The sequence below is a fragment of the Paenibacillus sp. G34 genome, from assembly GCF_056856875.1.
The window spans coordinates 5100639-5126179 of the sequence record NZ_CM166469.1 but is presented as its reverse complement, the minus strand read 5'-3'; the positions used below and the strand labels follow the sequence as shown (position 1 = coordinate 5126179).

Genomic DNA, 25541 nt, shown 5'->3' with positions numbered 1-25541 from the left:
AGAGCATTTTGCATTCCACCTATGAAAGGGAGGGTGCGAGCGAAAGCGGAAGGAGTACAGATATGAGCAGCATTCCCAAAATCGTCATTCTCGGAGCGGGATATGGCGGCATTCTGACAGCCCAGCGGCTGCAGAAGGAACTGAACTATAACGAAGCCGACGTCACCTTGGTGAACCGGCATGATTATCATTATATTACAACCCATCTACATATGCCGGCAGCTGGCACGGATAAGATAGAACATGCGCGAGTTTCTATTTCAAAACTGATCGATGAGTTCAAAATTGATCTTGTGAAATCATCGGTGAAGGAGATTCGTCTTCAGGACCGTAAAGTGATTCTGGAGGACGGTACGTTGTCCTACGATTACCTGATTATTGGACTGGGCGGAGAACCCGAAACTTTTGGTATCCCCGGTATGCTTGACCATGCGATGACGATTCGCAGCATCAACTCTGTAAGGTTGATTCGGGAACACATCGAATATCAATTCGCGATGTACAAGAACGATAACAAACGAAACCGTATTCGTTTCGTTGTGGGTGGAGCCGGTTTCAGCGGGGTGGAATTTGTCGCAGAACTTGCAGACCGTATCCCGCAGCTATGCAAAGAATTTGACGTGGACCCAAAACATGTACACATCTATAATGTTGAAGCTGCACCTTCGGCATTGCCGGGATTCGATCCGGAACTTGTAGAGCATGCAATGAACGTACTGAAGAAAAAAGGGGTTACGTTTAAAATTGGTGTTCCGATTAAGCAATGCCTTCCTGATGGCGTAATCGTTGGTGAAGGCGAAAAAATTGACGCAGCCACAGTCGTGTGGACAGGAGGCATTCGAGGGAATTCCTTACTTGAACAGGCTGGGCTTGAAGTGATGCGTGGCCGTGTAAAGGTAGATGAATATTTGCGTGCTCCTGGGCACGAACATGTGTATGTGATCGGGGACAACTCCCTTGTGTTTAACAAGGAGGGCAGACCGTATCCGCCAACAGCACAGATTGCGATGCAGCAGGGTGTAAACTGTGCGAAAAATATTGTCGCAGCCATTCGCAACAAGCAGCCTCAGCCTTTTGAATTCACAAGCAAAGGTACCGTTGCCTCTTTGGGTAAAGGGGAAGCGATTGCTGTCGTTGGGGATAAGAAATACAAGGGCTGGAAGGCAGCGCAATTGAAAAAATTGGTGGATATGCGCTATTTGTTTATCATCGGAGGTATTCCGCTGGTCCTGAGGAAAGGACGGTTTTTCGGATGAGACATTGCAGTGTGCAGGTACGCGGTCTGTTAACCCGTGAGGAACTGGATCGCTATAACGGCCTGATGCAAGTGGGCGGTTATCTTGAGGAACAGAATCAATATGACCTGGCTTACATCGTTCAGAAAGAAGTGGACATTCTCATCCTGCCGGCGATTGAACGGCTGAAGGAAAAGGGTCGTGACCGTGACCGTGCGACTGCTGAGTTTCTCGAATCTCTGAAAGCGGTTGATGAAGAGGAGCAGGATTAAGACCTCAGAAAGTTAAACAAGATGAGTTTACACCGAACACTCCGATGACAGAATAACCTTTCAATCGCTGTTATCCCCGAATTTTTTGATTCCCTTTTTTAAAGGGGAAAATTCGGTGATAAAGGCGAGCGCTTCGCTTTTCCAGGTTTTTTCTGTCCTCTCCGTTTTTGTGTAAACAATGAGTTTAACTAAAATAAATCTAAATCATGCTTGAAGTGAAGTAATAGGTGTGGAAAAAGCACCGCGGAGTAATCCATCCGGCGGTGCTTTTTATGCTGTATTGAAAGACTAAAAAAATCACCGTGAAGTAATCCTTGAAGGATAACTCCGCGGTGATTATTTTATGATGTCTTGAAATTCAAAAAAACGTCCAGGCTGTCTCAATTAAAGACAAGCTGGACGATTCTTGCATGTATGAAACAAATTACAGCTTCAGCATCTCTTCCAGCATGCTTTCATTCAGCAAGCTTCCTACATAGAAGGAGCCGAATTCGCCATAACGTGCGCTGACTTCATCAAAACGCATCTCGTACACGAGCTTTTTGAATTGAAGTGCGTCATCTGCAAACAGGGTAACGCCCCATTCCCAATCATCAAATCCGACAGAGCCGGTAATGATTTGTTTAACCTTGCCTGCATAGCTGCGACCGATCATGCCATGACTACGCATCATAGTGCGACGTTCGTCCATGGACAGCATGTACCAGTTGTCGTTCAGTTCACGCTTTTTGTTCATCGGGTAGAAACAAATGTATTGGCGCTGTGGCAGAACTGGCTTAAGACGGGCGATAATTTCCGGGTTTTGCATCGGATCTTCGCCTTCTTTGCCAAGATAGTTACTCAGTTCAACTACACTGACATATGAATAAGCCTTGGTTGTGTACTGGGCAAACGTTGTTTTGTTGAAAGCGTTCTCTACTGCTTTCAGATCTTCCAGCGTTTCCCGCAGATGCATCATCACAAAGTCTGCCTTCTGGCCGACGACCGTATAAACAACGGTACTGCCTTGGGAAGCCTCCTCGACATTTTTCCATTCGTTCCAAAACTCCTGAAGCTCGTCCAGGGCAACAGCACGCTCTTCATCATCGGCTGCTTTCCAGGCGGTCCAGTTCATCGAGCGAAAATCATGCAGGGCATACCAGCCCTCCAGGGTTGATGCGGCTTCGTTCATGGATTTTGTTCCTCCTGCAGGTTATATTTCCAAATCCCGGTAAGGGACGGTTCAGTGCTTTATCCTTATATTGTATCCCAACATGAAGCAGAAGGGCAAATGATCTTCTTGTGAAGAATGGTGAAGTTGTCCAGAAAGTTCGTTGCTTCGCCACATTTTTTGCGGTAAACTTACTACTATCCAGAAGGCAAAACCGAAAGTGTGAAAGAAGAGGTGAGTGTTGGCCGATGCAGTTCATACCTGTGCTTGTATTAATGGTATTATTTTTCGTTATGATGTTTGGTATCGGTTTCATACTGAATATGCTTATGAAAACCACCTGGTTTCCTTCCTATTTGTTCGTCATCGTTATTTTACCTGTGGTGGTATACTCCCTATGGGATCATTCGTCTACGCTCGTATCACATCTGGGATCTTTCCAGATCGTTGATTACATGACAGGGGTTGCAGGTTTGGCGGGGGCGATCATCAGCGGCTGGACGATTCAGAAGCTTCGTCTGGGCGGCTATCGTATGTTTTGATGGCTGGTAAGTGAAGGCAATTGCCACGCGGAATGAGAAAAAGTCTTGTCTTTGACGCAAACGCTTACGCGTACAAAGGGAGGCTTTTTTTGTTGTGCTGAACGGTGTTAAGCAATATTTGTCCGCTTTTTTCATATACATTAATTGAGCAGATTTAAACTATTTCCCTTGTAATCTTGGACTGCAGCTTTTATAGTATTCTAGCGACTCTTTGAAGTGACTCACTTGAAAATTCGCCCAATTTTGCGAAAACGTGAACGATGTCGACCTAGGACGAAACGGAGTGAGAACGGGTTCGTTTTTTACCTGTTTTTGAACATTTGAGGATCGGACATTTATGATAGAATAGAAAAACAACGTTTGGGAAGAAGGAGATCAGGCTATGCGCATGAAGAATTTGCATCATTATACGGAACATCATCGCTACTGCGTATACAGGGAGTTTGGATTAAGCGCCCTGGACGACCGCATGCTCACAGGAGCTTACCAGCCTATGGTAGGTGCTTTTGCGGTTGGCTTGTATCGGCTGTTATTTCAGCATCTTCCCGGAGAACAGGTCGGTTATTCCCCACTTGAGCAGCAGCGTAGGCTGTTCATGACATTGGGGCTGGAACCCAGCGAGAAAGGACGTAAATATCTGGTTGAACAGGCATCGAAGCTGGAAGCCGTGGGTCTTCTCCAGACGTCGAGGGTCTATATTCCAGAAAATGATGATTATATCTATGAGTACGAACTGCAACCGCCGCTCTCGCCGGCAGAGTTTTTTCGTACACAGCATCTGACACTGCTGCTTCGGGACAAAATTGGCAAGTTTGCTGTATTGTCGCTGCGAGCTGGCTTTTCAGCAGTTGAAAATGGGGATGCACCTTACGTTGTAGCTAATAAAGAAAATATTTCAGTTCCCTTTTACGATATATTTGAGCTCAATACACATGTGATTGATTATGAGCTGGAGCAGGCATTATCCGAAGTGTCCACCTCGGCGCAGCGAACAGGCACGAATGATACAGCCGAGGAGAATACGCTGAATTATGCTGATATTATTTTACGATTCCCGCGTGAGTCTGTGAACCGTCGTTATGTGGAACAGCTTCGCTTCGATCATGAACAGCTTGGGATCGTCAATTATGTGGTGAACAAATTTAATCTTAGTGTGCAGGATGTGTGTCGTCTGCTGGATGAGGATGGTGTGTTCAATCCCCAAGGACAGCTGTTACTGGATGATCTGCAGCACAAAGCAAGCATGCAATTCAGACAGACCAAGAAACGTCAGGAACAGCAGACGGTACAAGCCGCCAAGGTAGTTGCACTTCGGCAGCATATGGAGGAGCCACAGCCATATACCGATTCTGGGGAACCGCCGGTGGAGCATGTTGTACAGATGGAGTATTATGTCGAGGTGCCGCCGCAATTTTCAACCAAATGTGATATTCATCAATACAATATGATGCTGCGTAACGAGCCGTACACAAGGTTGCTGCAGACGTTCTTCCCGGGGGCTGTACCGGATAATCTGGTTGATATTTTTGAGAAAATTGACCTTAGTTACAAGTTGCCTGGCGAAGTGATCAATGTATTGATCCATTATTTGATGGCATTGCTTGTATCCGGTGGTGAGCAACGGATTAACCGTAATTTTGTAGAGGCCATTGCCTCCAATATGTTGCTCAAGCAGGTTAATACGTATGAGAAGGCCGTGCAATATATTCGTGATCAGGCCAAGGTGAAAGGCAAGCAGGCTGCAGGAGCAGCTGGAACCCGTACCCGTACATACGGCAAAGGAACCAAAGCCAAACCCGAAATTCCGATTGTACAAGACATAAGCCATGATGGGGATAACGTTTCGGAGGAAGAGTTCGAAGAGATGATGCGGTTTGCCCAAGAGATGCAGGCGAGTAAGCAAAAAGGAACATTATAGTTGTATGATACATGCGGGTTCCTTGAAAGAGGTAACTCGCTTTTTTACATAGGCGTGCAGCAGTACGTCATTAGAGGAGCGCAATTCAATTGGAAGGGAGAGCAACTCCGTTGACTACGAATCAAAAGGCCATTGAATGCCTTGAAAATAATGATTATGATGCAGCTTTGAATCTATTCCAACAAGCGTTGAATGAATCAAGAGATGTCCAATCCTTGACGAATCTGGCTTGGATCTATTATCACGAAGAGGGTGATACAGAAGTAGCTATTGAATTGGCTCAAGAAGCAGTGAAGTTGAACCCGACCTCCCATTTTCCGTACAGTCTGCTGGGCGAATTGCTCGTGGTGAAGGAGAGATGGGAAGAAGCCGCGGTTGTACTATCAGACTCTATTGCTGTGGAGCCTTCCAAAGAGGCATACAATAACTTAGCAATTGCCAAATATCATCTCGGAGAGTTGGAACAGGCTTCAGCTTTATTTTTGAAAAGCGCTGGGCCTTCTGATTACGCCATGTATAGTCATGTTCACTGTTTAATTCGGCTGGGACATACGATTGAAGCAAAACAAAAACTGGATGCCTTCTTGGAAAGTGATGATGATTTTGTCGGAGAGGTACATGTGGCAGAACTGTACTTGGAGCTTGCATGTTATTCCGAAGCGGTGCACTGGTTTGAAAAATCATGGGACACATATTATAATTCGCCCGACTGGGTGTGTAGATATATTTATGCTCTAGTTCAGACGAATGCAATGGAACGTGCGGTTGAAATTGCAGAAGAATGCATTCGGTTAAAACAAGATGACATTGAGGAAGAGCAGGCAGAAGAGTGCGATGAGAATTGGACAGAAAGTGACAAGGTGGCATACCTGATTCGATTGCAAAATGAGATGCGGGAATACGAACAAATTATTGAACAAATTTCTTCGGGGTTTGCTCCGCCATTTCAATTCACGACGTCTTCAAGCTCCGGATGTTACTTATTCGGTTGCACCAGACATGGTCATTCGGAGTATACGAATTAGAATAGCCATGGAGTCATTTGATGCTGTAGTTTTTCCAAATGTATCAGTTGAGTTATTGTCCGCTTTTCTATAGAATGAACAGTACGAATGATTGAACATCAAGTGATAAGTATGTCCCATTATTCAATAATATAGATACTTTCAAAAGGGGGCTTGAAGCCATGGAATCCTTGGGAGGACTGCTTCAGCAGCTGAACCCTTCCTTTCGTGAGCAGTCGCGGCGAATTATGGCGGATTTGCTGGAAGACCCGTATGTGCGCGAGTTCCGCGCAGGTCATCCTGAACTGAAAGATACTCAGCTCATGCCCGATCTGAGCAAGCTGTTTCAGTATGCCAAAGATTCGAAGAACTGCGCGAATTGTCCGGGACTTGACAACTGTCCCAACGATTTTCAGGGTCATTTTTGCAAACTGGAAGTAGAGAACTTCAACGGTAAACCCGAAATTATAGATATCAAAGCACCTTGCTCGAAACAGATCGCCCGGCAAAATGAACATATCATCAAGCAGCGGATTCGCAGTTTCTATGTGGATGAACGTGCACTTAGTGCTGGCTATAATGATGTGGAAATTATGGGTAAAGATCGCATGCGTGCACCAGCGGTTAACCGGGTGCTTCGTTATATCAGCGAGGCCAAAGCTAATGGACTTTCAACGCAAGGGTTGTATCTGGAAGGTTCGTTTGGAACCGGCAAGACGTTTCTGATGTGTTATCTGCTGCACGAGCTTGCCGTTGCAGGTCATACGGGCGTTATCATTTATATGCCAGACTTTGTGGAAGATCTGAAATCCATGATCAGTGAAGGACAGAAGCTTAAGGAAATGACGGATGTTCTGAAAAGCTGTGACCTGCTCATCTTTGATGATATTGGTGCAGAGAACCTCAACCCATGGGTACGAGATCATGTGATGGGCTCGATTCTCAATTATAGAATGAATCGCAAGCCAACGTTCTATACGTCCAATTACAACCTGGAAGGGCTGGAGAAACACTTGAGCTTTACCAACCGGGATGGTGAGGAAACGAACAAAGGTCAACGTCTGATGGATCGCATTCGTCCATTTGTGGATGTTATTCAGGTTCGGGGCGAGAATCAACGGGGGAAGAGCTAGGATACTGATAACCCAAAAAAGCCTGGCTTTCGCAATATGCGAGAACCGGGCTTTTCTGGTCTGTGGGAGCCTGAGTACTGACTTGAACATCCTATTCGGTCAGGAATTTGAAAATTACCATACCAAAGAAGATGACAGTCATCAGGCCGCCCATACCGACAACGCCCATAATCAGATCGAAGAGATCGCTTCGCGGCTCCTCGTTCACATGTTCACGTGGGTCGGTCATCCGAATATTAGCGTCCATTGGTTTGCCTCCTTATGAGGATTGACAGCTTGGCCTGCAAGCAGGGCTGGGGCTCCAATCCGGAGTAATTTTAGTATACTTGGAAAAGAAAGCGTTTGTAAAGATTTTGCAGATGGGCTGTTGCACCTGTAATTGTGAAGATTTCATGTTGGGAAGATGAACATTACCTGTTCATTTCACATGTTTAATGCACATGTGTTATACTGGAAGTGTCGTTCACGACGTTACAGGTTAAAATAAACCGTAAGTATATATAAGGAGGACAATTTCATGGCTATTGTTAACGTATCCGATCAATCCTTTAACACGGAAGTCGAAGGAGAAGGAACGGTTCTGGTAGATTTCTGGGCGCCTTGGTGTGGTCCTTGCAAAATGCTCGCTCCAATCTTGGAAGAACTGTCCACTGAAGTTGGCGATTCCGTAAAAATCGCTAAAGTAAACGTGGATGAGAATCCAGAATCTGCTTCCCGTTTCGGCGTAATGAGTATTCCAACATTGATCTTCTTCAAAGACGGTCAACCGGTTGATAAAGTGGTTGGTTTGAACTCTAAAGAAGCTCTCAAAGGAATCATCGAAAAACATCAATAAGCAACAAGCCAGAACACGAATAAGTGCAGGCTGACACATCGCCTCCGGTTTACATGCCGGAGGCGTTTTGCGTCGAAAAGCTTGATACAGGACAATATAAAAGTAAAATATAAATGATGTGGTAATTTATTTATATTTTATAATTGAATAAAAAATGAAACTGGAAATTTACATGAATAACGGAGAGGACAGAAATGAACAGGAGAAACGAAGTGGGCGCGTTTATCACCGGATTTTTCCTTTGAAAAGGGAATCAAAAAAATCTGGGGATAACAGCGATCGAAGGTTCATTCTGTCGTCGGAGTGAAACATGTAAGGTGAAGGCTTCAATTTTTTCGGAAGGGAGGACCCACCGAATTATGGATCCATTTATGCAGGAGCTAAACGAGCAGGAGAAGGCACTGGAGCAGATTCGCCATAAGCTCGCATTGCTTCCTGATCTGCCGGGCTGTTACTTGATGAAAAACAGTGAAGGCACCATTATTTATGTTGGTAAAGCCAAAGTGCTCAAAAACCGCGTGCGCTCTTATTTTATTGGCAGTCATAACGGAAAGACACAACGTCTTGTATCCGAAATCCGTGATTTTGAATACATCGTGACCGGTAGCAACATGGAAGCACTCATTCTGGAGTGTAACCTGATCAAAAAACATATGCCGCGTTACAACGTGCTACTCAAAGACGATAAAACATTTCCTTATCTTAAAATAACAAATGAAAAGCATCCGCGGCTCGAAGTGACCCGCCGGGTGCTGAAAGATAAAGCCAAATACTTCGGTCCCTACCCGAACTCCTATGCGGCACACCAAACGAAAAAACTGTTGGATCGGATGTATCCACTCCGCAAATGTGGTGTAATGCCTAAAGAAGTTTGTCTATATTACCACATGGGCCAATGCCTTGCTCCTTGTGTGAAGGAAGTTGGCAAAGAGCAGTATGACGAGATTTCGCAGGAGATCGGATCATTTCTGAGCGGCGGGCATGAGGAGATCAAAAAGGACTTGCAGCGCAAAATGCAGGAAGCCGCTGAAGATTTGTATTTTGAACGTGCCAAAGAACTGCGTGACCAGGTTATCGCGATTGATGCGATCATGGAAAAACAGAAAATTACGATGGCGGATGCCAGAGACCGTGATGTCTTTGGATTTGCGATTGATAAAGGCTGGATGTGTGTCCAGATTCTATATATGCGTCAGGGGAAAATGATTGAACGTCATGTGTCTACCTTCCCATTTTACGGTGAGGCCTACAATGATTTCATGTCCTATGTAACACAGTATTATAGTGATAACCCGGCTTTGCCACAGGAAATTTTGCTACCGGAGATGCCGAAGGAACTGCTCTCTGGTCAGGAAACAAGCGATTCCGCAAAAGTGGATCAAGCGAATACATCCGAGGATAAACATTCTGAGGGAACGGTTGAATCCACGCAGGAGGAATTACAAGTCGGGATGAACCAGACCGCCGCTTCGATGCCGCTTGTTGCCGAGACACTTGCGGCTTATGGGTCGGAGGTAACCGAGGAAGAAAAGAGCAATGCTGCCGAATTGCAGGAAACATCCAATGCCAAGCTACCATCCGAGATGGATGATCCGTCGCAGATGGCTGCTTCTCTGCAAGAATGGTTGGACATTAAAGTGCATATCCCGCAACGCGGACTGAAACGCCAGATGATCACGATGGCACTCGACAATGCACGGGTGGCATTGGAGGAGAAGTTCCGCCTCATTGAACGTAATGAAGAGCGAACATCTAAGGCTTCCGAGGGATTGGGACGCTGGATTGGACTGGATCAGCTACGCCGGATTGAAGCATTTGATAACTCGAATATTCAGGGGACGAATCCGGTCTCGGCCATGATTGTATTTACCGATGGTAAACCGGACAAAAAGGAATACCGCAAATATAAAGTGCGTTCTGTCGAAGGACCGGACGATTATGAAACGATGCGTGAAGTCATCCGCCGCCGTTATGAGCGGGTGCTTAAGGAAAACCTGACCCAGCCTGACTTGATCGTGGTCGATGGCGGTAAAGGGCAGATTTCGGCTGCTGTGGATGTGCTTGAAAACGAGCTGGGATTATTTATTCCAGTGTGTGGATTGGTGAAGGATGCCAAACACAAAACCTCACAGCTGATGATTGGCAATCCACCAGAGGTGATTGCTCTACCGCGGGATAGCCAGGAGTTTTATCTATTGCAGCGGATTCAGGAAGAGGTTCACCGATTTGCGATCTCATTCCATCGCGAGCAGCGTGGTAAATCGATGGTTACGTCCCGGCTCGATGCTATTCCAGGCATTGGAGAGAAGCGTCGCAAGCTGCTGTTGAAGCACTTTGGCTCTTTACGCAAAATCAAAGAGGCCAGTGTCGAAGACTTCCGGCCTCTATCTATTGGAGATAAACTAGCAACTCAGATTATTGCAGCACTTCGTGATGAGGAGTCGTGACATACGGCTTCTCTTTTTGTTTTGGATTGAAACGGTAGACCACATATCCAACAATAGCCGGCAACACAATCCAGAAAATTCCGGCGCCCATGTTTAGTGCGTCTCCCATGAAAATCAAGCTGAGTCCCATCAATAAACTGTCAAAGATGACATGGGCAAAAACAACAGCAATGAAGCCGTGACGCAGCATGATCAGGCTGAACAACAGTCCAATAACAGTCAGTTCGATCGGTCGTGTAATAACCGGATAGATCGGATACAAGGTGTGTCCAAGTGCCCAAATAATTGTAGGAATCAGACAGGCGATAAACGTGTTACGTACAACCTTTTGCATCATTCGAATACCAAACAGCCGGTATACCGCTTCTTCGCCAATACCGGCCATCCAAGCCATAATCGGGAAGATCCAGGCATACGTCATGTTATACGTTGATTGATCTGGCGATGTTGTAGACCATGTGCCAATGCTGCGTTCCAGAATAAAGAACAGAACGGATTGTACACCAAGCAGAATGAATGCCCATAGATAACCGGCATACATACTGTGTAGTACGTATTTGCCGTAACCTGGCTCCTTGGCACGAGGCCATGGATTCAATCCGATTTTGCGCCACATGCCGTCCCCGGCTACAAGTGACAAATAGATTGTGGCACTCATCACGATTGTTATGCCCGTTTGGATGAGCATAAGGAACACTAACATGAAGCTTGAAAGCCCTTGTGCCTGGAAGAGAGGCAGCATGTTCAGTGTACCAATCATAGAAGCCGCAAAGTAAACCAGTGACAATACCACGCCTCGTTTAAACGATGTATTTGCACGAGCCAGAATGCTGTAAATGATGGCAAGCACTCCGAGGACAAATGTCAGAAAGGCGTAACCACCGTAAGTTAACCAGTTGGCTAATTGGGTCTGGTCTTTAACATAATCCGTATGAGATTTCGGTACAGAGAATCCTGGATCGAACGAACGGACAGCCCCATTTTCAAATGTAAAATTCAATTCTAGCTTGGAGTTGCCGATCGTTTTACTTGCATCCGTGTATTTGAGACCTGGCTCGCCATCTCGTGTATCCAGTTGGAGTGTCGGGATGTTATAACCGAATTCTTTCAAAACTCCAGCGGCTAGTTCTTCTTTCTCGCTCAAAGGCATATGACCTTCTGCAAGCGATTCTGACGTGCTTTGGATACCTTGTTCTTTTTGAGTTTCAACGGCCGTATAGAGTGAGGAAGGCAGCACGCGTTTGAAAGCGACCACTTTACCTGTTTTCATATGTACGTCAACGTTAAGGTAACCGCCTCTGTCCTGATCGAGCAAACGCACACGGTATACATCGTAAGGATAAACTGTTTCCCACTTCTGATTGTATGTGCTGAGTTGCTTGGTCTTCGCCATATAACCGTAAATATCGGAATGGGTCTGATAAGTTACAAGGGGTTTACTGGCATTGCTGGGGAGCGTATAGTCATCAACAGAAGCCGCGAATGAACGTGCGGATTGGATCGCTTGATCCTTGTTAATAAAGGATGTTGACGAAATTTCGGTCGTTTGTGATGAAGTCGCAGGAAAGATCTGAAATACAAAAAATAAAATCAGTCCAATCACCGCAAGCAACCCCAAACGCTTGAAGTTAGCCTTAAGCTGCAAAGGCTGCCCTAAGGGATTCATGGAATGGTGTTCCTCCTTTTTCAATTACATCGTAATGTAAAGATAGCATAGGGCGTGTACTCAATGCCAATGACAGGACGAAAACGGGTGTAAATCTTTGAAAATGAATGAAAATGATCGAAAAAATCTGATCTTGCAGTCCGGGCCTAGATGTTCTTCCCGTTTTGAACGAATTCGATGTTATTTACACAAAAATCGTTTTGTGTGCATTCGCCGCAACGCTTATAATTTTGAAGCAAATATGCAAAAATCCGCATGTCTAACTTGCAACAAGGGAACGAATAGAACGAAGAGTGCTTAATGGCCGAAAATAGCTACTATAATGAACAGGTTGTATACCAACTCCAATTATATGTTGCTTTTTTATGAATCATACATGGGCTCCACGGGGTGGAGTTATTTTCTTTTTAGCAGAGGTGATGATACTGAAGTGAAAGCAAATGTTCAATGGATGCGATTATCGCCGCCACGTATTCTGGTGTTAGGGTTTGCCGGCATTATTATGCTGGGCACACTGCTACTGATGCTTCCGGTATCCAGCCGAAGTGGTGAAAGTCTGGCTTTTGTCGATGCACTGTTCACGGCGACATCGGCTGTCTGTGTGACAGGCCTGGTTGTTGTGGATACAGGAACCTACTTTTCCGTACTGGGTCAGGTGATAATTGCTATTCTGATACAGATCGGCGGTCTTGGCTTTATGACGATGTCTACGCTGGTTGCGATTGCTTTCAAACGAAAAATATCGCTCAAGGAGCGATTGATTTTGCAGGAAGCGATGAATCAGAGCACGATGGAAGGCATTGTGAGACTGATTCGCAAGGTTGTGATCTACTCGCTGATTTTGGAGGGGATTTGCGGTACGTTGTTCGCACTGCGCTGGTCATTGGATATGCCGTTGGGACGGGCGATGTATTATGGCTACTGGCACGCGATCTCAATGTTTAACAATGCCGGGTTTGATATGTTTGGTCATTTTAGCAGTCTGACGAGCTACGTCTATGATCCACTTGTTAATTTTACAGCCATGTTTCTGATTGTTTCCGGAGGAATTGGGTTTGTCGTGCTGTCCGATTTGGTAGATTATCATAAAACAAAGAAGCTGTCGCTACATTCCAAAGTGGTCCTGCTGATGACGACCTTGTTAATTGTGTTTGGCGCACTGGTCATCTTTGTGTTTGAGTTCAGCAACCCGCGAACGCTGGGCGGCCTGAATTGGGGCGGTAAATTACTCGGTTCGTTCTTCCAATCTGTGACACCACGTACAGCTGGAGCTAATACGGTAGATATTGCCGGACTAAGGCAGGCAACGCAATTTTTTATGATTATATTGATGTTTATCGGTGCATCGCCAGGTTCAACGGGAGGTGGCATCAAAACAACAACATTCCTGATTATGGCCGGAGCGGTCATTGCGATGATGCGCGGACGGGAGGATATCGTTTTTTTCCGGTATCGGCTTGTGCAGGAGCGCATTTTCAAGGCACTCACGATCACGTTGCTGGCTTTATTATTCATTATTACGGTCACAATGGTGCTGAGTACAACAGAGGACAGTAATTTTTTAATGATCTTATTTGAAACGACATCTGCTTTCGGTACCGTAGGGCTTTCACTTGGTTTGACGCTGAAGCTGACCACATTTGGCAAGTTAATGATCTGTATTACGATGTTTGCAGGACGGCTTGGACCGATCACACTGGCGTATGCATTGGGTCAGAAAAAGGGTAAGGACTTATACAGATATCCAGAAGGTAAAATGATAATTGGTTAGTGATTATTTGGACAGAGGGGTTCGTGAAGAACAATGAAAAAACAGCAGTTTGCGGTGATTGGACTTGGCCGATTCGGCTCTAGTCTGGCGCAGGAATTAATGGAACTGGGTTATGAGGTGCTTGGCATTGATAAAAATGAAGAGCTGGTCGAAGACATGAGTGATCTGGTCACTCATGCCGTCGTGGCGGACGCTACGGATGAGGAAGTGCTTCGCTCTCTGGGCATTCGTAATTTTGACTGCGGCATCGTTGCCATCGGCGACGATATTCAGACGAGTATCCTGACCGCCATCCTGCTCAAAGAGCTGGGTGTCAAAACGGTTGTAGCTAAAGCCATCTCTGTTCTTCACGGACGTGCACTCGACAAACTGGGCATCGACCGTGTTGTTTATCCTGAACGGGATATGGGCATTCGGGTCGCTCACCAACTGGTTACACCTAACCTGCTGGATTACATCGAGTTGTCCAATGATTACAGCATTGTGGAGATGAAGGTACCTGCATGTCTGCACAATAAAACACTCTCCAGTCTTAATGCACGTGTGCGATTTAACTGTAGTATTGTAGCCCTGCAAAAAGAAGCCGGGGTTATTATTGCCCCGACGGCGATGGATTCCCTGCAAATGGGGGATATTATGGTTATTATTGGTAATAATAATGACATTGACCGTTTTGAAGAAGAAGTTATTAGTCAAGAGAGCTGAGCAGACAAATTTATTTTGATCGTCAACTGGTGATGAGGTTAACCCTATAACCTTTACCCCTCTTCACGCTCTTTAAAAGCTTGTCTCAATAATGGGATAAGCTGCCCCATCTTCATGAAATCAAGGCGTTGTTGTCCTCCGTGAGGGCAATGACGCCTTTGCTGTAAAAAATGCAGCGGTCTCCCTGACCCATTGTTTGGAGGTTTCGCTGAGGTTTTCCTTTTCCCCGTAGATCATGCAGGTTGTTCTTCGGGTCTGTTTCAGCTGGGGCAAATGCACCGCAACGAGATCATTATCTGCTAACAGTTGAGGACGAAGATAGGATTTGGGAAGCAAGGCAGCAGCTTTGCAGGTCGGCAGGAGACGGATAATCGCCTCAAACGAATCGATCTCCATACGAATGTCAGGCATCACAGTGCAGCGTTGGAACAGATCATCTGTCAGTTTGCGATACCATGTTCCTTTGGAGAACGTAATCATCGGCAGATCCTGCAAATGCTCCATCCCAGCTTCTTTGCCAGCAAGCGGGTGCGTGAGCGGAACGACCAGTTCCAGGTGATCATCAAATAGCGGTACACAGTTAAGTCCTGTTTCACTAATGGAGGAGGCCACAATGCCTACATCGGCTTTTTTATCACGTACAAAAGAAACAATCTCATGTGTCTTGCCAGTCAATAGCTTCAATTCTGCATGAGGATGTTTCTCCATAAAAGCGTTGACCAGCGGAGGCAAGGTGGTCTGAAGTGTTGTCAGGCTCGCACCGAGTGTAATAATGCTCTGTTCCTCATCCTTGTACTGAGACAGCATGGTGAGGAATTTCTGCTGCTGCTGTTTCTGCTCGACGGCGAAGGTGTAAGCGAATTGACCTACACTAGTTAATTCAAGACGTTTGCCACGACGATGAAAGAGGGACACGCCCAGCTCATCCTCCAGTTTGGAAATTTTACGAGAGAGTGCAGGCTGAGACAGATTGAGTAATTTGGATGCACGGTTTAGACTGGATTGCTCCACGACCGCTGCAAATGCGTTTAATTCTTCGAACATGAACACAAACCTCTCTTCTTATGAGTGTGATCCTTGCCCTTGATTAATCGTTTGCTCTGTTGTATAGCATTGAAACCGATTATTTTAATATGGTATAGCCTAATAAATACGTTGTTGATGTTTTATAACCCCAACAAAACCTTTGTTTCAACCCTTATACCTATAGGTTATAACATTTAATAATTATATTGCAATTCCCTTATAAGAAAAAAAGGAGTAACATGAATTGTGACACAAGTTGTTCACACCTGATCAAAACGGAACAATTTGTCGAACCTTCCCATGTAAGAAGGATTCGTGTCATGATATAAGAATGGATTTATGAAAACGTTGTATTTAGCGAAAGGGGATCGACATTTTATGAAAGGGTTTTACTCCAGAAAGCTGCACTCCTTGCTTGGCGTTATTCCGCTCAGTCTGTTTTTTGTCGAGCATTTGGTGACAAACTTCACGGCTGTGGAAGGCGGCAAAGAAGCTTTTTATGGTGCCGTTGCATTTCTGAACGGTCTGCCTCTTGTTATTGTGATTGAGGCGCTCCTCATTTGGCTGCCGCTTTTCTATCACGGTGTATATGGGCTTTACATTGCCTATCAGGCCAAGCCTAATGTGGGTCGTTACGGCAATGAGCGCAACTGGCGCTATACGTTGCAGCGAATCAGTGGTGTTATCACGTTTGTCTTCGTGATCTGGCATGTATGGGAGACTCGCGTACAAATTGCCTTGGGTAATGTTACACATGAAGAGATAGGCGGCGTTATTCATAATGCTGTGACGAATCCGATAACCTTTGCTATTTATATGGTTAGTGTGGTTGCGGCGTCATATCACTTTGCCAATGGACTCTGGTCGTTCCTCGTTAGCTGGGGAATTACAGTCGGACCTCGTGCACAGCGCGTATCTTCGTATGTCTGCATGAGCTTGTTTGCTCTTATTTCCATCATGTTTATCGCTTCATTGTTTGCTTTCCGGAATGTAGATTTCCAGACAGCAACTTCAATGATCGATGCGGTAAAATCCGTTTTGGTCTAAATTAGACGAATTAGCACTTGTTGATTTATGTTTTCTGATTAAAATTCACTGATTTAATTTTTGTGATTAACGCTTACTGATTAACCTTAGGATTAATGCTTATCTATAAAGGGAGTGAACTAGCAATGGCATCATCGAATGTAATTATTGTGGGCGGCGGTCTCGCGGGATTGATGGCGGCGATCAAATCGGCTGAAGCCGGAGTCCATGTTCATTTATTTTCACTGGTTCCTGTTAAAAGATCCCACTCCGTATGTGCCCAGGGCGGTATCAACGGTGCGGTAAATACCAAAGGGGAAGGCGACTCCCCATGGGTTCACTTTGACGATACGGTTTATGGCGGAGACTTCCTTGCCAACCAGCCACCCGTTAAAGCGATGTGTGAAGCAGCACCTGGCATCATCCACTTGATGGACCGGATGGGCGTTATGTTCAACCGTACACCGGAAGGTTTGCTCGATTTCCGCCGTTTCGGAGGAACGAAGCATCACCGTACAGCATTTGCAGGCGCGACAACAGGACAACAGCTGTTGTACGCACTCGATGAGCAAGTACGGCGCTGGGAAGCAGCCGGTCTCGTGACCAAGTATGAGAACTGGGAGTTCCTGCAAGCCGTTGTAGACGATGAAGGCGTATGCCGCGGTATCGTGGCACAGGATCTCAAAACGATGAAAGTGCAGACCTTCCCTGCTGAGGCTGTTATTCTGGCGAGCGGTGGTCCGGGTATCATTTTTGGTAAAACAACAAACTCTGTTATCAATACAGGAACGGCTGCAAGCGCGGTATATCAGCAAGGCGTGAATTATGCTAACGGCGAATTCATTCAGATCCACCCGACTGCGATTCCAGGAGATGACAAGCTGCGTCTGATGTCCGAATCTGCGCGTGGTGAAGGTGGACGAATCTGGACATACAAAGACGGCAAACCTTGGTATTTCCTTGAGGAGAAATATCCATCCTACGGTAACCTTGTTCCGCGTGATATCGCAACGCGTGAAATCTTCAGCGTTTGCGTAGACATGGGACTTGGTGTAAACGGCGAGAATATGGTGTACCTCGACCTCTCTCACAAAGATCCGAAGGAATTGGATGTCAAGCTGGGCGGAATCATCGAAATTTATGAGAAATTCATGGGTGATGATCCGCGTAAAATTCCAATGAAAATCTTCCCGGCAGTTCACTATTCCATGGGCGGCATGTGGGTAGATTATAACCAAATGACAAACATTCCAGGCTTGTTTGCAGCCGGCGAATGTGAATATCAATATCATGGTGCGAACCGTTTGGGTGCAAACTCACTCGTATCCGCAATCTATGGCGGTATGGTGGCAGGACCTAAGGCAGCTGAATATATCAAAGGTCTTAAGAAATCATCCGCTGATATCTCTTCTTCTGTTTTCGATGGTTACACAAAGCGCCAAACCGACAAATACGAAGGCATCATGAAAATGCAAGGTACGGAAAATGCTTATGTGATCCACAAAGAGCTGGGCGAGTGGATGACAGCCAATATGACCGTGGTTCGTTACAACGACAAACTCGAAGCGACTATTGGCAAAATCAAAGAATTGAAAGAGCGTTATAGCAAAATCAACATGTACGACAACTCCGGCTGGAACAATCCGGGTGCGGCATTTACCCGCCAGTTGTGGAACATGCTTGAGCTTTCTGAAGCGATGACACTTGGAGCATTGCTGCGTAACGAGAGCCGCGGAGCGCACTACAAACCGGAGTTTACAGAGCGTAACGATGAAGAGTTCCTGAAAACGACCATCGCGAGCTGGTCGAAGGAAGGCCCACAAATCTCGTACGAGCCAGTCGACGTATCCCTGATTCCACCACGTATTCGGGACTACTCGAAAGACTAACCCGCAATATGTATAGTGTTAATCGTACAGTTGCTGATCGATTAAGCTCTTAATGATAATGACAGCAATCCAGCATGAATGGATTGCAGCTTCCAGCAAAGCAGCATGAGGTGTACGGCGTAGCGAAGGGAGCGGAAATGCCCGAAAGAAGCGAAGCGTTCGCTTTTGCAACCCCATTGTATTCATTGTGGAGATTCATTCCGTACAATGGGGGAGCAATGGGCGATCCAAAGGGCATTCTGTGACCGGAGCGTCTACCCGAGCACTAAAACAGCCAGCTTTGCGCACCTTCATTCATTTCAAGGAAGCTTGGTATTAGAGGCTTCCACAACAAATGACAGCAATCCAGCATGAATGGATTGCAGATCCAGCAAAGCAGCATGAGGTGCACGGCGTAGCGAAGGGAGCGGAAATGCCCCAAAGAAGCGAAGCGTTCGCGTTTGCACCCCCATTGTATTCATCATCTAGATTCATTCCGTACAATGGGGGAGCAATGGGCGATCCAAAGGGCATTCCGCGACCGGAGCGTCTAACCGAGCACCAAAACAGCCAGCTTTGCGCACCTTCATTCATTTCAAGGAAGCTTGGTATTAGAGGCTTCCACAACAAATGACAGCAATCCAGCATGAATGGATTGCAGCTTCCAGCAAAGCAGCATGAGGTGCACGGCGTAGCGCAGGGAGCGGAAATGCCCGAAAGAAGCGAAGCGTTCGCGTTTGCAACCCCATTGTATTCATCGTGGAGATTCATTCCGTACAATGGGGGAGCAATGGGCGATCCAAAGGGCATTCCGCGACTGGAGCGTCTAACCGAGCACCGAAACAGCCAGCTTTGCGCACCAGCAATACAATCATCGTCACCAGAGGAGGGGACAACGATATGGCGGAACAAGCAACAGTGAGTAAAACCGTCAAGTTTATTATCACCCGTCAAGACAGCCCGGAGTCATCTTCGTATACCGAGGAGTTTGAACTTCCGTACCGTCCGAATATGAATGTGATCAGCGCCCTGATGGAAATTCAGCGGAACCCGGTAAATACGGATGGTAAATCCATTGCGCCGGTTTGTTGGGAATCCAACTGTCTTGAAGAAGTGTGCGGGGCCTGCTCCATGGTTATTAACGGCAAACCTCGTCAAGCGTGTGCTGCCTTGATCGACAAGCTCGAACAACCGGTTCGTATCGAACCGATGAAAACATTCCCGGTGGTACGTGACCTTGTCATTGACCGTACGCGGATGTTCAACGCTTTGAAACGTGTTAAAGCATGGATTCCTATCGATGGCACATATGATCTTGGTCCTGGACCCCGGATGCCTGAGAAGAAACGTCAGTGGGCTTATGAGCTGTCCAAGTGTATGACTTGTGGCGTGTGTCTCGAAGCTTGTCCGAACGTAAACGAAAAAACCGACTTTATCGGTCCAGCAGCGCTGTCCCAAGTACGTCTGTTCAATGCTCACCCTACTGGTGAGATGAATGCAGAAGAGCGTCTGGAAGCGCTGATGGAAGATGGCGGTATAGAAGGGTGCGGTAACTCGCAGAACTGTGTGCGTTCATGTCCAAAAGGCATCCCGCTCACGACGTCTATTGCAGAGATGAATAAACAAACGACCAAGCACATGTTCAAACGTTGGCTGGGTGTATAAAGGTGTAGTGTAGAAGAGAGATCTAACTCTGCTTCTCGAAGAAGTCGTGATTCCGTGCGGTACTAAGCGGAACACGGCTTCTTTTGTTATCAACCGAAGGAAGCGGGCATCCCATGTAGAATATGGTATACTACAGGGATGGATATGGCTTATAACAACTTTCAAGAAACAAGATCCGAGGAGGGAAGAGATGGGAAAGACACCTCGTTCAAACAACGGTAGTTCGCCGTCCTCGCACCTGAACAGGCCAAACGGATCGAATGAACCTCTTTTCCCTGGAGAAGAAAAGGATCACGACCCTTCTCGTCGAATGTTCCAACTACGAAAAAATATCATGACTTTGGTAGCTGGTGTCCTGACATTAGGATACGCGCTTTGGGAGCCTAAGCGTTTACAGATCAATCACATTGATCTCAAGCTCCCTTCATTTCCTGAATCGTTTGACGGACTACGTATTGTTCATTTCAGTGATGTGCACCTTGGTTTTCATACAGGACAGAAAGAATTAAGCAAGCTGGCAACACAGATCAAGGATCAGCAGCCCGATCTCATCTGTTTTACCGGAGATATCGTTGAGAGACAAGCGGAGCCAATGCGAGAGTGTGTACCGGTTTTGGCTTCCATGGAGGCAAGGTACGGAAAATTTGCTGTTTTGGGGAATCATGACTATCGAGGGCGGCAGCAAAAGGAAGTGCAGGACATGTTTCGTGAAGCAGGTTTTACGTTGCTGCGCAACCAGCATGTCGTCATAGAACAAGGACGCGAGAAACTCGCAGTAGCAGGTCTGGATGATGCCTTAACGGGCAAGCCTGATCCCAAAGCAGCGGTTGCAGGGCTGAATGAGTGTGTATGGAAGTTACTGCTCATGCATGAACCGGATTATGCCGATTACGCTGCTCCGTATGGATTCGGGCTACAACTCTCAGGTCACAGTCATGGTGGCCAGGTTCGTTTTCCCTGGTTCGGTGCAATGACAACTCCACGGGGGTCACGCAAATATGTACAGGGATTGCACTATACCTCTAAGCTTCAAATGCCGGTTTACGTAAATCGAGGATTTGGTATGACGCAGCTTCCTATTCGTTTTCTGTGCAGGCCTGAACTGACCGTGCTTCATTTAAGCCGGGATGATGTGAGTAAATGATAAAGCTTAATAAACATGAATGGAGGTTAAACAGATGGAACGAATAGCGATTGTATCCGACATTCATGGCAACATGACTGCTTGGGAAGCTGTGATGAAAGATATTAAGGACCGCGGCTTGAACAGAATCTTTTGTCTGGGTGACCTCGTAGGCAAGGGACCGCAACCCGCTGAAGTGGTGGAGCAGGTCAGAGCAGCATGTGAAGTAGTTATTCGTGGGAACTGGGATGAACTTGTCGCAGTGAATCAGGATGTCCGGGATTTCACATGGCAAGCTGAGCGGCTGGGAGCCGAGCGAGTGGCTTATTTGGCGAGTTTACCCTTCAGTCATGAATTTAAATTAAGCGGGCGTACTGTTCGATTAGTTCATGCTTCACCGCAAAGTGTATATCACCGTGTACAGCCATGGGATGAGATGGAGAAGCGACTGGCGATGTTCGATCCACCGACGGACGAATCAGAGGCTGGACCGGCTGACGTGGTGGGGTATGGCGATGTGCATAATGCGTTTCTGCAATATTTAGACGGAAAAATGCTGTTTAATACAGGCAGCGTAGGAAATCCACTCGATCTTCCACAGGCTTCATATTGCATTCTCGAAGGGGAGTACGGCGACGATAGACAGAAGCCGTTTAACCTTCAGTTTGTTCGGGTTTCTTATGATATTGAAACTGAAGTACAGATCGCGCAGCAAGCACAAGTACCGGCACTTGATGCATATATTCGTGAGATACGTTTGGGCATCTATCGCGGATTACAAGAGTGAATGTAATATCGTGACCGAATAAAGCCGAACAGTTACAGGACATACTACAATTTATGTCATTCGATCAGTAGTATCATGCCGGATCATCCTTAGAGCTTGCTTGTCTTACCGGACTAAAGCCCGTTAGGCAAAGGAGTGATTGTCATGCTTAACCGAAACATGCTGATTCAAGGCCTGCCAGCCTTATGGACAGACCGCCTTGTACTTCGGTCATTACGTCAGAGTGATTATATCACGTTATCTGAATTATTATCCGATCCTCAAGTGATTCGATACGTCAATCGAGGAAGCCAGCCTCCACCTATTCGGGCGAGGAAATTGCTAAACCAGATCCGGAGCAGCAGTGCCAAGCTGGATTCGTTGCATTACGGCATCTGTTGGAAAGGTAGGGAGCAAGTGATCGGCATTACCTCTTTTCAGCACTGGAACGATCAAAAAGGGACTGCACAGATCGGTTATATTCTGGACAGATCGTGCTGGGGAAAAGGCGTGGCGACTGAGGCCGTTCATCGCCTGCTGACATTCGGATTTAACGAACTTCATCTATGGCGAGTTGAAGCACGATGTTATGAGGCCAACGGTTCCTCCGAGCGGGTACTGCTTAAAATGGGCATGACATACGAGCGCAATCTTCCATCCTATGGTCTAAATGATGGGAAGGATCAAGCATCTGAATCCTCCATGGATGTTAAGGTATATGGTGTGTATCGGGAACAGTTTCAGTATTGAAACGAACTTCAATCTTTTGTTACACAATTGAAATATAGCTGCAATTGAACTCTAACAGACAAGGGGTAAACTTATCTCATGACCCCCTTTTTGATAATAGATAATGCTGTTGGGACCCGCGATGAGCGGGTTCATTTTTTTTAACAGAACATATAACCTACTAGAGTGTGTCTGAAAACGTTGGAAAAAGCCAAAGTTGCTGAATTTTCGTTCTAAGCCAGTGATTTTCCCGTTGATATGCTGGGGTACATTAAGGGAGAGTGACATAGGATGAGGTAAAAGGCGGTAAAGGATGCACCACAGAAAGTTTCAAGACACACCTTGTTTGGAATTTATGAATGCTGGATAACTCTGGAATTCTAACGATCTCAGAAAACCTTATTTGCCCCCGAACAGGCTGCCTGGAAATGTAACGATCCCAGTGGAGCTTATTTTGCTGAAACTCGGTCAAAATTCTATTATTTACAGCAAATTCACCCAAATAACGCTTCTGGTGATCGTTAGAATGTAAAACTCGCCAATAAATACGAAATAAGGTTTCTGGTGATCGTTAGAGTATGAGGGGAACCAGAAACAGGGTGTGAGTTAGATATGACGAGGAGCCTTACCAAGGGAATTAGATAAAACAAGAAAATAAAAAAATCCTCACGTATAGTTGTTATGCTACGTGGGGATCTTTGTGTTTTATCAGCTTTTATAGAGGGACGATCTGCATTTGCTTCTTCTTGAAATACACCCAATCCGTGAAACCGATCTCCCGCAGACGTATGCGTACCAAGTCAAGCTCATCTCCTACCCGGCCGGGGATATGCGCATCTGAACCAAAGGTGACTTTTACACCGAAATGATTGGCACGTTCCAGAATGGCATCGGAAGGGTACCAGCCGCCACTAAGCTTGGTTTTGCCCGAAGTGTTGATTTCAATTGCAACGTTGGCATCGGCTATTACCTTGAGAGCTTCGTCAATTGCATGGTCTGCGATAATCTCGGAGAATGGGGGATAATTTCCTTTCATCGCATCGATATGTCCAAGAATCTGGAACATGCCGCTGCGGGCCGATTCTGCGATTAACGCATAGTAACCTTCTTTTACTTCAATTTTGCGAGCATTGCTTAGTCCGTTCCAGCGGGTTTTGTTGAAAATACTCACATCTTCCGTGTGATGAACGGAACCGATAATATAATCAAACGGATATTGCCCGAGCGTTGCCCGGTACAATTCAGCATGAGGTGGAAAGTAGTCGGATTCGATCCCGAGCAAAACATCAATCTTGCCGGCATATTCTTCTTTTAACGCGAGCACTTCAGCTACATAATGTTGTAATTCAGATTTACCCATCGCAATTCGTGGATGCGCCTGCTCCAGTTCACTGCCAAAGTAAGGGGTGTGATCGGAGATTCCTATGGCTTGTAGTCCTGCCTCAATGCCTGCTTCAATGTAATCCCTGATGTTACCATCCGCATGACCGCAGCGGAAATGATGTGTATGAAGATCAAATTTCATATGGAATCCCTACCCTTTCTTTTCATCTGTTTAAGTTGAACTGAAGATTTTACACAATCCACTCCGATGACAGAACAACCTTCAATCCCTGTTATCCCCAGATTTTTTTGATTCCCTTTTCGAAGGGGAAAATCCGGTGATAAAGGCGAGCGCTCCGCTTTTCAGGTTTTTTCTGTCCTCTCCGTTCACGTGTAAAAAGAATAGTTCAACTTATCTAGGCTTATTCTGAGCTAATAAATTGTGTTTCCGGCATGCCCTTGAGATCACTCAGGAATTGATGCATTGCCGAGTTGAGATAACGACTGGATTTATAGATGACCCCTACGGGATGGCTGACCTCCAGCTCACTTAAAGGAATCATTCGCAATGTACCTTGCCGCAACTCCTGTGCAACGGATTGTTTGGAGATAATGGCTGCACCGAGATCAATCTCCACCATTCGTTTGACTTCTTCACTACTCGACAGTTCCATAACCACGTTGGGTTCAATATTGTATTTTTTGAAAACCGTTTCTGTAAACCTGCGTCCAACCGTATCGGGGGACAGAAGAATCAGAGGTGTGCTTCGTAGGACATCGACTGCTGCATGTTTTTTCTTTGCGAGCGGGTGAGAAGGTGATACAACAAGTTCGAACGTATCATAGTACAGCACAGACGTACTGAGGTTAGGGTTCCGCTCGGTCAGATATCCGATCCCGAGGTCGACCAGGCCGTTCTCGACCTGTGTATAGATCTGAGAGGAGGGCAGAGACTGAATACTTGTTTTGATGAGTGGAAATTGATCCTGGAAGTAAGAGAGTACTCTTGGCAAAATTTGAATGGCAATCGACGTTGTTGTTCCAAGCACAATACGTCCTTGCGGTGTTTCATCCAGATCGGACAGCTTCTGTTTCAACTCGTCCACAATATCAAGCATCCGTTCAGCATGTTCCAGAAAAACCTGTCCGCGATCTGTGAGGGTTACGGGCTGGTTGCGATCGACAAGAACCGTGTTGAATTCATCCTCTAGACTTTTGATCTGGGCCGAGACAGCCGGCTGGGTCAGGTTAAGGAGTTCTCCCGCTTTGCGGAAACTCATCGTTTTGGAAATAGTAATTAGCGTTTCCAGTTGGCTAATGTTCATATACGGCCTCCT

25 protein-coding genes are annotated in these 25541 nt (G+C 46.1%); 17 read left to right on the top strand and 8 right to left on the bottom strand.

The genetic code is table 11. The features are described from left to right. Positions 1-62: 62 nt before the first annotated feature. Together AC1VYS_RS23215 and AC1VYS_RS23210 are read left to right on the top strand one after the other, a co-directional pair. Positions 63-1256, top strand: coding sequence for an NAD(P)/FAD-dependent oxidoreductase (locus tag AC1VYS_RS23215; protein WP_482911654.1), 1194 nt, complete (start codon positions 63-65; stop codon positions 1254-1256). Then, the gene (locus tag AC1VYS_RS23210) at positions 1253-1507 is read left to right on the top strand and encodes a hypothetical protein (RefSeq protein ID WP_293199034.1); all 255 of its coding nucleotides are present in this window, start codon (positions 1253-1255) and stop codon (positions 1505-1507) included. Before AC1VYS_RS23215 ends, AC1VYS_RS23210 begins: the two co-directional genes overlap by 4 nt. Positions 1508-1931: 424 nt before the next feature. Here the strand turns inward: AC1VYS_RS23210 and hemQ are convergent, their stop codons facing one another. After that, the gene (gene hemQ, locus AC1VYS_RS23205) at positions 1932-2678 is read right to left on the bottom strand and encodes a hydrogen peroxide-dependent heme synthase (RefSeq protein WP_482911653.1); all 747 of its coding nucleotides are present in this window, start codon (positions 2676-2678) and stop codon (positions 1932-1934) included. A gap of 227 nt (positions 2679-2905) precedes the next feature. Between hemQ and AC1VYS_RS23200 the strand changes: the two genes are divergently transcribed. From AC1VYS_RS23200 to dnaI, 4 genes are all read left to right on the top strand, one after another. After that, positions 2906-3199 (top strand): YuiB family protein, encoded by a 294-nt coding sequence (locus tag AC1VYS_RS23200; RefSeq protein ID WP_441929877.1) that lies wholly within the window; start codon positions 2906-2908, stop codon positions 3197-3199. Positions 3200-3581: 382 nt separating this feature from the next. Continuing rightward, complete coding sequence (locus AC1VYS_RS23195) at positions 3582-5117, top strand: replication initiation and membrane attachment family protein (RefSeq protein WP_482911652.1); 1536 nt, start codon at positions 3582-3584, stop codon at positions 5115-5117. Positions 5118-5227: 110 nt separating this feature from the next. Continuing rightward, positions 5228-6142 (top strand): tetratricopeptide repeat protein, encoded by a 915-nt coding sequence (locus AC1VYS_RS23190; protein ID WP_482911651.1) that lies wholly within the window; start codon positions 5228-5230, stop codon positions 6140-6142. Positions 6143-6303: 161 nt separating this feature from the next. Next, entirely contained in the window at positions 6304-7254 is a 951-nt protein-coding gene (gene dnaI, locus AC1VYS_RS23185) for a primosomal protein DnaI (RefSeq protein ID WP_441929880.1), read from the top strand. Positions 7255-7345: 91 nt separating this feature from the next. On the opposite strand, the gene AC1VYS_RS23180 is transcribed toward dnaI, so the two are convergent. Continuing rightward, the gene (locus AC1VYS_RS23180; protein WP_090919461.1) at positions 7346-7501 is read right to left on the bottom strand and encodes a YqzM family protein; all 156 of its coding nucleotides are present in this window, start codon (positions 7499-7501) and stop codon (positions 7346-7348) included. A gap of 270 nt (positions 7502-7771) precedes the next feature. Between AC1VYS_RS23180 and trxA the strand changes: the two genes are divergently transcribed. Together trxA and uvrC are read left to right on the top strand one after the other, a co-directional pair. Beyond that, positions 7772-8089: a thioredoxin gene (gene trxA / locus AC1VYS_RS23175; RefSeq protein WP_090919457.1), complete on the top strand. Its 318-nt coding sequence runs from the start codon at positions 7772-7774 to the stop codon at positions 8087-8089. 359 nt (positions 8090-8448) lie between these two features. Next, positions 8449-10536: an excinuclease ABC subunit UvrC gene (uvrC, locus tag AC1VYS_RS23170; RefSeq protein WP_482911650.1), complete on the top strand. Its 2088-nt coding sequence runs from the start codon at positions 8449-8451 to the stop codon at positions 10534-10536. Here the strand turns inward: uvrC and AC1VYS_RS23165 are convergent. Next, positions 10505-12202, bottom strand: a complete 1698-nt coding sequence (locus tag AC1VYS_RS23165) for a CPBP family intramembrane glutamic endopeptidase (RefSeq protein WP_482911649.1) — start codon at positions 12200-12202, stop codon at positions 10505-10507. The two genes, uvrC and AC1VYS_RS23165, sit on opposite strands and share 32 nt — an antisense overlap. Positions 12203-12653: 451 nt before the next feature. On the opposite strand from AC1VYS_RS23165, the gene AC1VYS_RS23160 reads away from it, so the two are divergent. Together AC1VYS_RS23160 and AC1VYS_RS23155 are read left to right on the top strand one after the other, a co-directional pair. Next, positions 12654-13973 carry a TrkH family potassium uptake protein gene (locus AC1VYS_RS23160; protein WP_482915099.1) on the top strand — a complete coding sequence of 440 codons (1320 nt, stop codon included), beginning with the start codon at positions 12654-12656 and terminating at the stop codon, positions 13971-13973. 33 nt (positions 13974-14006) lie between these two features. Then, entirely contained in the window at positions 14007-14678 is a 672-nt protein-coding gene (locus AC1VYS_RS23155; protein WP_482911648.1) for a potassium channel family protein, read from the top strand. A 120-nt stretch (positions 14679-14798) separates the two neighbouring features. On the opposite strand, the gene AC1VYS_RS23150 is transcribed toward AC1VYS_RS23155, so the two are convergent. Next, entirely contained in the window at positions 14799-15722 is a 924-nt protein-coding gene (locus AC1VYS_RS23150) for a LysR family transcriptional regulator (RefSeq protein WP_482911647.1), read from the bottom strand. Between the two features lie 360 nt (positions 15723-16082). On the opposite strand from AC1VYS_RS23150, the gene AC1VYS_RS23145 reads away from it, so the two are divergent. After that, positions 16083-16751, top strand: coding sequence for a succinate dehydrogenase cytochrome b558 subunit (locus AC1VYS_RS23145; RefSeq protein ID WP_441929886.1), 669 nt, complete (start codon positions 16083-16085; stop codon positions 16749-16751). Positions 16752-16876: 125 nt separating this feature from the next. Further along, positions 16877-18619: a succinate dehydrogenase flavoprotein subunit gene (sdhA, locus tag AC1VYS_RS23140; protein WP_154891050.1), complete on the top strand. Its 1743-nt coding sequence runs from the start codon at positions 16877-16879 to the stop codon at positions 18617-18619. Between the two features lie 18 nt (positions 18620-18637). On the opposite strand, the gene AC1VYS_RS23135 is transcribed toward sdhA, so the two are convergent. Both AC1VYS_RS23135 and AC1VYS_RS23130 read right to left on the bottom strand, forming a co-directional pair. Next, positions 18638-18805, bottom strand: coding sequence for a hypothetical protein (locus tag AC1VYS_RS23135; protein ID WP_482911646.1), 168 nt, complete (start codon positions 18803-18805; stop codon positions 18638-18640). Positions 18806-18918: 113 nt separating this feature from the next. Continuing rightward, positions 18919-19083: a hypothetical protein gene (locus AC1VYS_RS23130; protein ID WP_482934413.1), complete on the bottom strand. Its 165-nt coding sequence runs from the start codon at positions 19081-19083 to the stop codon at positions 18919-18921. 161 nt (positions 19084-19244) lie between these two features. Between AC1VYS_RS23130 and AC1VYS_RS23125 the strand changes: the two genes are divergently transcribed. From AC1VYS_RS23125 to AC1VYS_RS23105, 5 genes are all read left to right on the top strand, one after another. Beyond that, a complete protein-coding gene (locus AC1VYS_RS23125; RefSeq protein ID WP_482911644.1) occupies positions 19245-19520 on the top strand; it encodes a hypothetical protein in 276 nt (91 codons plus the stop codon). Continuing rightward, positions 19499-20263: a succinate dehydrogenase iron-sulfur subunit gene (gene sdhB / locus AC1VYS_RS23120; protein WP_441929888.1), complete on the top strand. Its 765-nt coding sequence runs from the start codon at positions 19499-19501 to the stop codon at positions 20261-20263. The genes AC1VYS_RS23125 and sdhB overlap by 22 nt, the downstream gene beginning before the upstream one ends. 190 nt (positions 20264-20453) lie before the next feature. Next, entirely contained in the window at positions 20454-21407 is a 954-nt protein-coding gene (locus tag AC1VYS_RS23115; protein ID WP_482911643.1) for a metallophosphoesterase, read from the top strand. Positions 21408-21441: 34 nt separating this feature from the next. Further along, positions 21442-22173 (top strand): metallophosphoesterase family protein, encoded by a 732-nt coding sequence (locus AC1VYS_RS23110; RefSeq protein ID WP_482911642.1) that lies wholly within the window; start codon positions 21442-21444, stop codon positions 22171-22173. A gap of 144 nt (positions 22174-22317) precedes the next feature. Next, complete coding sequence (locus AC1VYS_RS23105; RefSeq protein WP_482911641.1) at positions 22318-22902, top strand: GNAT family N-acetyltransferase; 585 nt, start codon at positions 22318-22320, stop codon at positions 22900-22902. Positions 22903-23596: 694 nt separating this feature from the next. Here AC1VYS_RS23105 and AC1VYS_RS23100 read toward each other — a convergent pair. Both AC1VYS_RS23100 and AC1VYS_RS23095 read right to left on the bottom strand, forming a co-directional pair. Further along, the gene (locus AC1VYS_RS23100; protein WP_482911640.1) at positions 23597-24406 is read right to left on the bottom strand and encodes a histidinol-phosphatase; all 810 of its coding nucleotides are present in this window, start codon (positions 24404-24406) and stop codon (positions 23597-23599) included. A 220-nt stretch (positions 24407-24626) separates the two neighbouring features. Then, positions 24627-25529 (bottom strand): LysR family transcriptional regulator, encoded by a 903-nt coding sequence (locus AC1VYS_RS23095; RefSeq protein WP_441929893.1) that lies wholly within the window; start codon positions 25527-25529, stop codon positions 24627-24629. Between the last annotated feature and the right edge of the window lie 12 nt (positions 25530-25541).

Bases quoted from the DNA above. Each gene is read 5' to 3' on its own strand.
- AC1VYS_RS23110 (WP_482911642.1), top strand. From the start codon at position 21,442: ATGGAACGAATAGCGATTGTATCCGACATTCATGGCAACATGACTGCT.
- AC1VYS_RS23100 (WP_482911640.1), bottom strand. From the start codon at position 24,406: ATGAAATTTGATCTTCATACACATCATTTCCGCTGCGGTCATGCGGAT.
- AC1VYS_RS23195 (WP_482911652.1), top strand. From the start codon at position 3,582: ATGCGCATGAAGAATTTGCATCATTATACGGAACATCATCGCTACTGC.
- dnaI (WP_441929880.1), top strand. From the start codon at position 6,304: ATGGAATCCTTGGGAGGACTGCTTCAGCAGCTGAACCCTTCCTTTCGT.
- AC1VYS_RS23145 (WP_441929886.1), top strand. From the start codon at position 16,083: ATGAAAGGGTTTTACTCCAGAAAGCTGCACTCCTTGCTTGGCGTTATT.
- hemQ (WP_482911653.1), bottom strand. From the start codon at position 2,678: ATGAACGAAGCCGCATCAACCCTGGAGGGCTGGTATGCCCTGCATGAT.
- AC1VYS_RS23165 (WP_482911649.1), bottom strand. From the start codon at position 12,202: ATGAATCCCTTAGGGCAGCCTTTGCAGCTTAAGGCTAACTTCAAGCGT.
- AC1VYS_RS23130 (WP_482934413.1), bottom strand. From the start codon at position 19,083: ATGATGAATACAATGGGGGTGCAAACGCGAACGCTTCGCTTCTTTGGG.
- AC1VYS_RS23200 (WP_441929877.1), top strand. From the start codon at position 2,906: ATGCAGTTCATACCTGTGCTTGTATTAATGGTATTATTTTTCGTTATG.
- trxA (WP_090919457.1), top strand. From the start codon at position 7,772: ATGGCTATTGTTAACGTATCCGATCAATCCTTTAACACGGAAGTCGAA.
- AC1VYS_RS23210 (WP_293199034.1), top strand. From the start codon at position 1,253: ATGAGACATTGCAGTGTGCAGGTACGCGGTCTGTTAACCCGTGAGGAA.
- AC1VYS_RS23150 (WP_482911647.1), bottom strand. From the start codon at position 15,722: ATGTTCGAAGAATTAAACGCATTTGCAGCGGTCGTGGAGCAATCCAGT.
- AC1VYS_RS23180 (WP_090919461.1), bottom strand. From the start codon at position 7,501: ATGGACGCTAATATTCGGATGACCGACCCACGTGAACATGTGAACGAG.
- AC1VYS_RS23160 (WP_482915099.1), top strand. From the start codon at position 12,654: ATGCGATTATCGCCGCCACGTATTCTGGTGTTAGGGTTTGCCGGCATT.
- AC1VYS_RS23215 (WP_482911654.1), top strand. From the start codon at position 63: ATGAGCAGCATTCCCAAAATCGTCATTCTCGGAGCGGGATATGGCGGC.
- sdhA (WP_154891050.1), top strand. From the start codon at position 16,877: ATGGCATCATCGAATGTAATTATTGTGGGCGGCGGTCTCGCGGGATTG.
- AC1VYS_RS23105 (WP_482911641.1), top strand. From the start codon at position 22,318: ATGCTTAACCGAAACATGCTGATTCAAGGCCTGCCAGCCTTATGGACA.
- AC1VYS_RS23125 (WP_482911644.1), top strand. From the start codon at position 19,245: ATGAATGGATTGCAGCTTCCAGCAAAGCAGCATGAGGTGCACGGCGTA.
- sdhB (WP_441929888.1), top strand. From the start codon at position 19,499: ATGGCGGAACAAGCAACAGTGAGTAAAACCGTCAAGTTTATTATCACC.
- AC1VYS_RS23135 (WP_482911646.1), bottom strand. From the start codon at position 18,805: ATGAATACAATGGGGTTGCAAAAGCGAACGCTTCGCTTCTTTCGGGCA.
- uvrC (WP_482911650.1), top strand. From the start codon at position 8,449: ATGGATCCATTTATGCAGGAGCTAAACGAGCAGGAGAAGGCACTGGAG.
- AC1VYS_RS23095 (WP_441929893.1), bottom strand. From the start codon at position 25,529: ATGAACATTAGCCAACTGGAAACGCTAATTACTATTTCCAAAACGATG.
- AC1VYS_RS23115 (WP_482911643.1), top strand. From the start codon at position 20,454: ATGGGAAAGACACCTCGTTCAAACAACGGTAGTTCGCCGTCCTCGCAC.
- AC1VYS_RS23155 (WP_482911648.1), top strand. From the start codon at position 14,007: ATGAAAAAACAGCAGTTTGCGGTGATTGGACTTGGCCGATTCGGCTCT.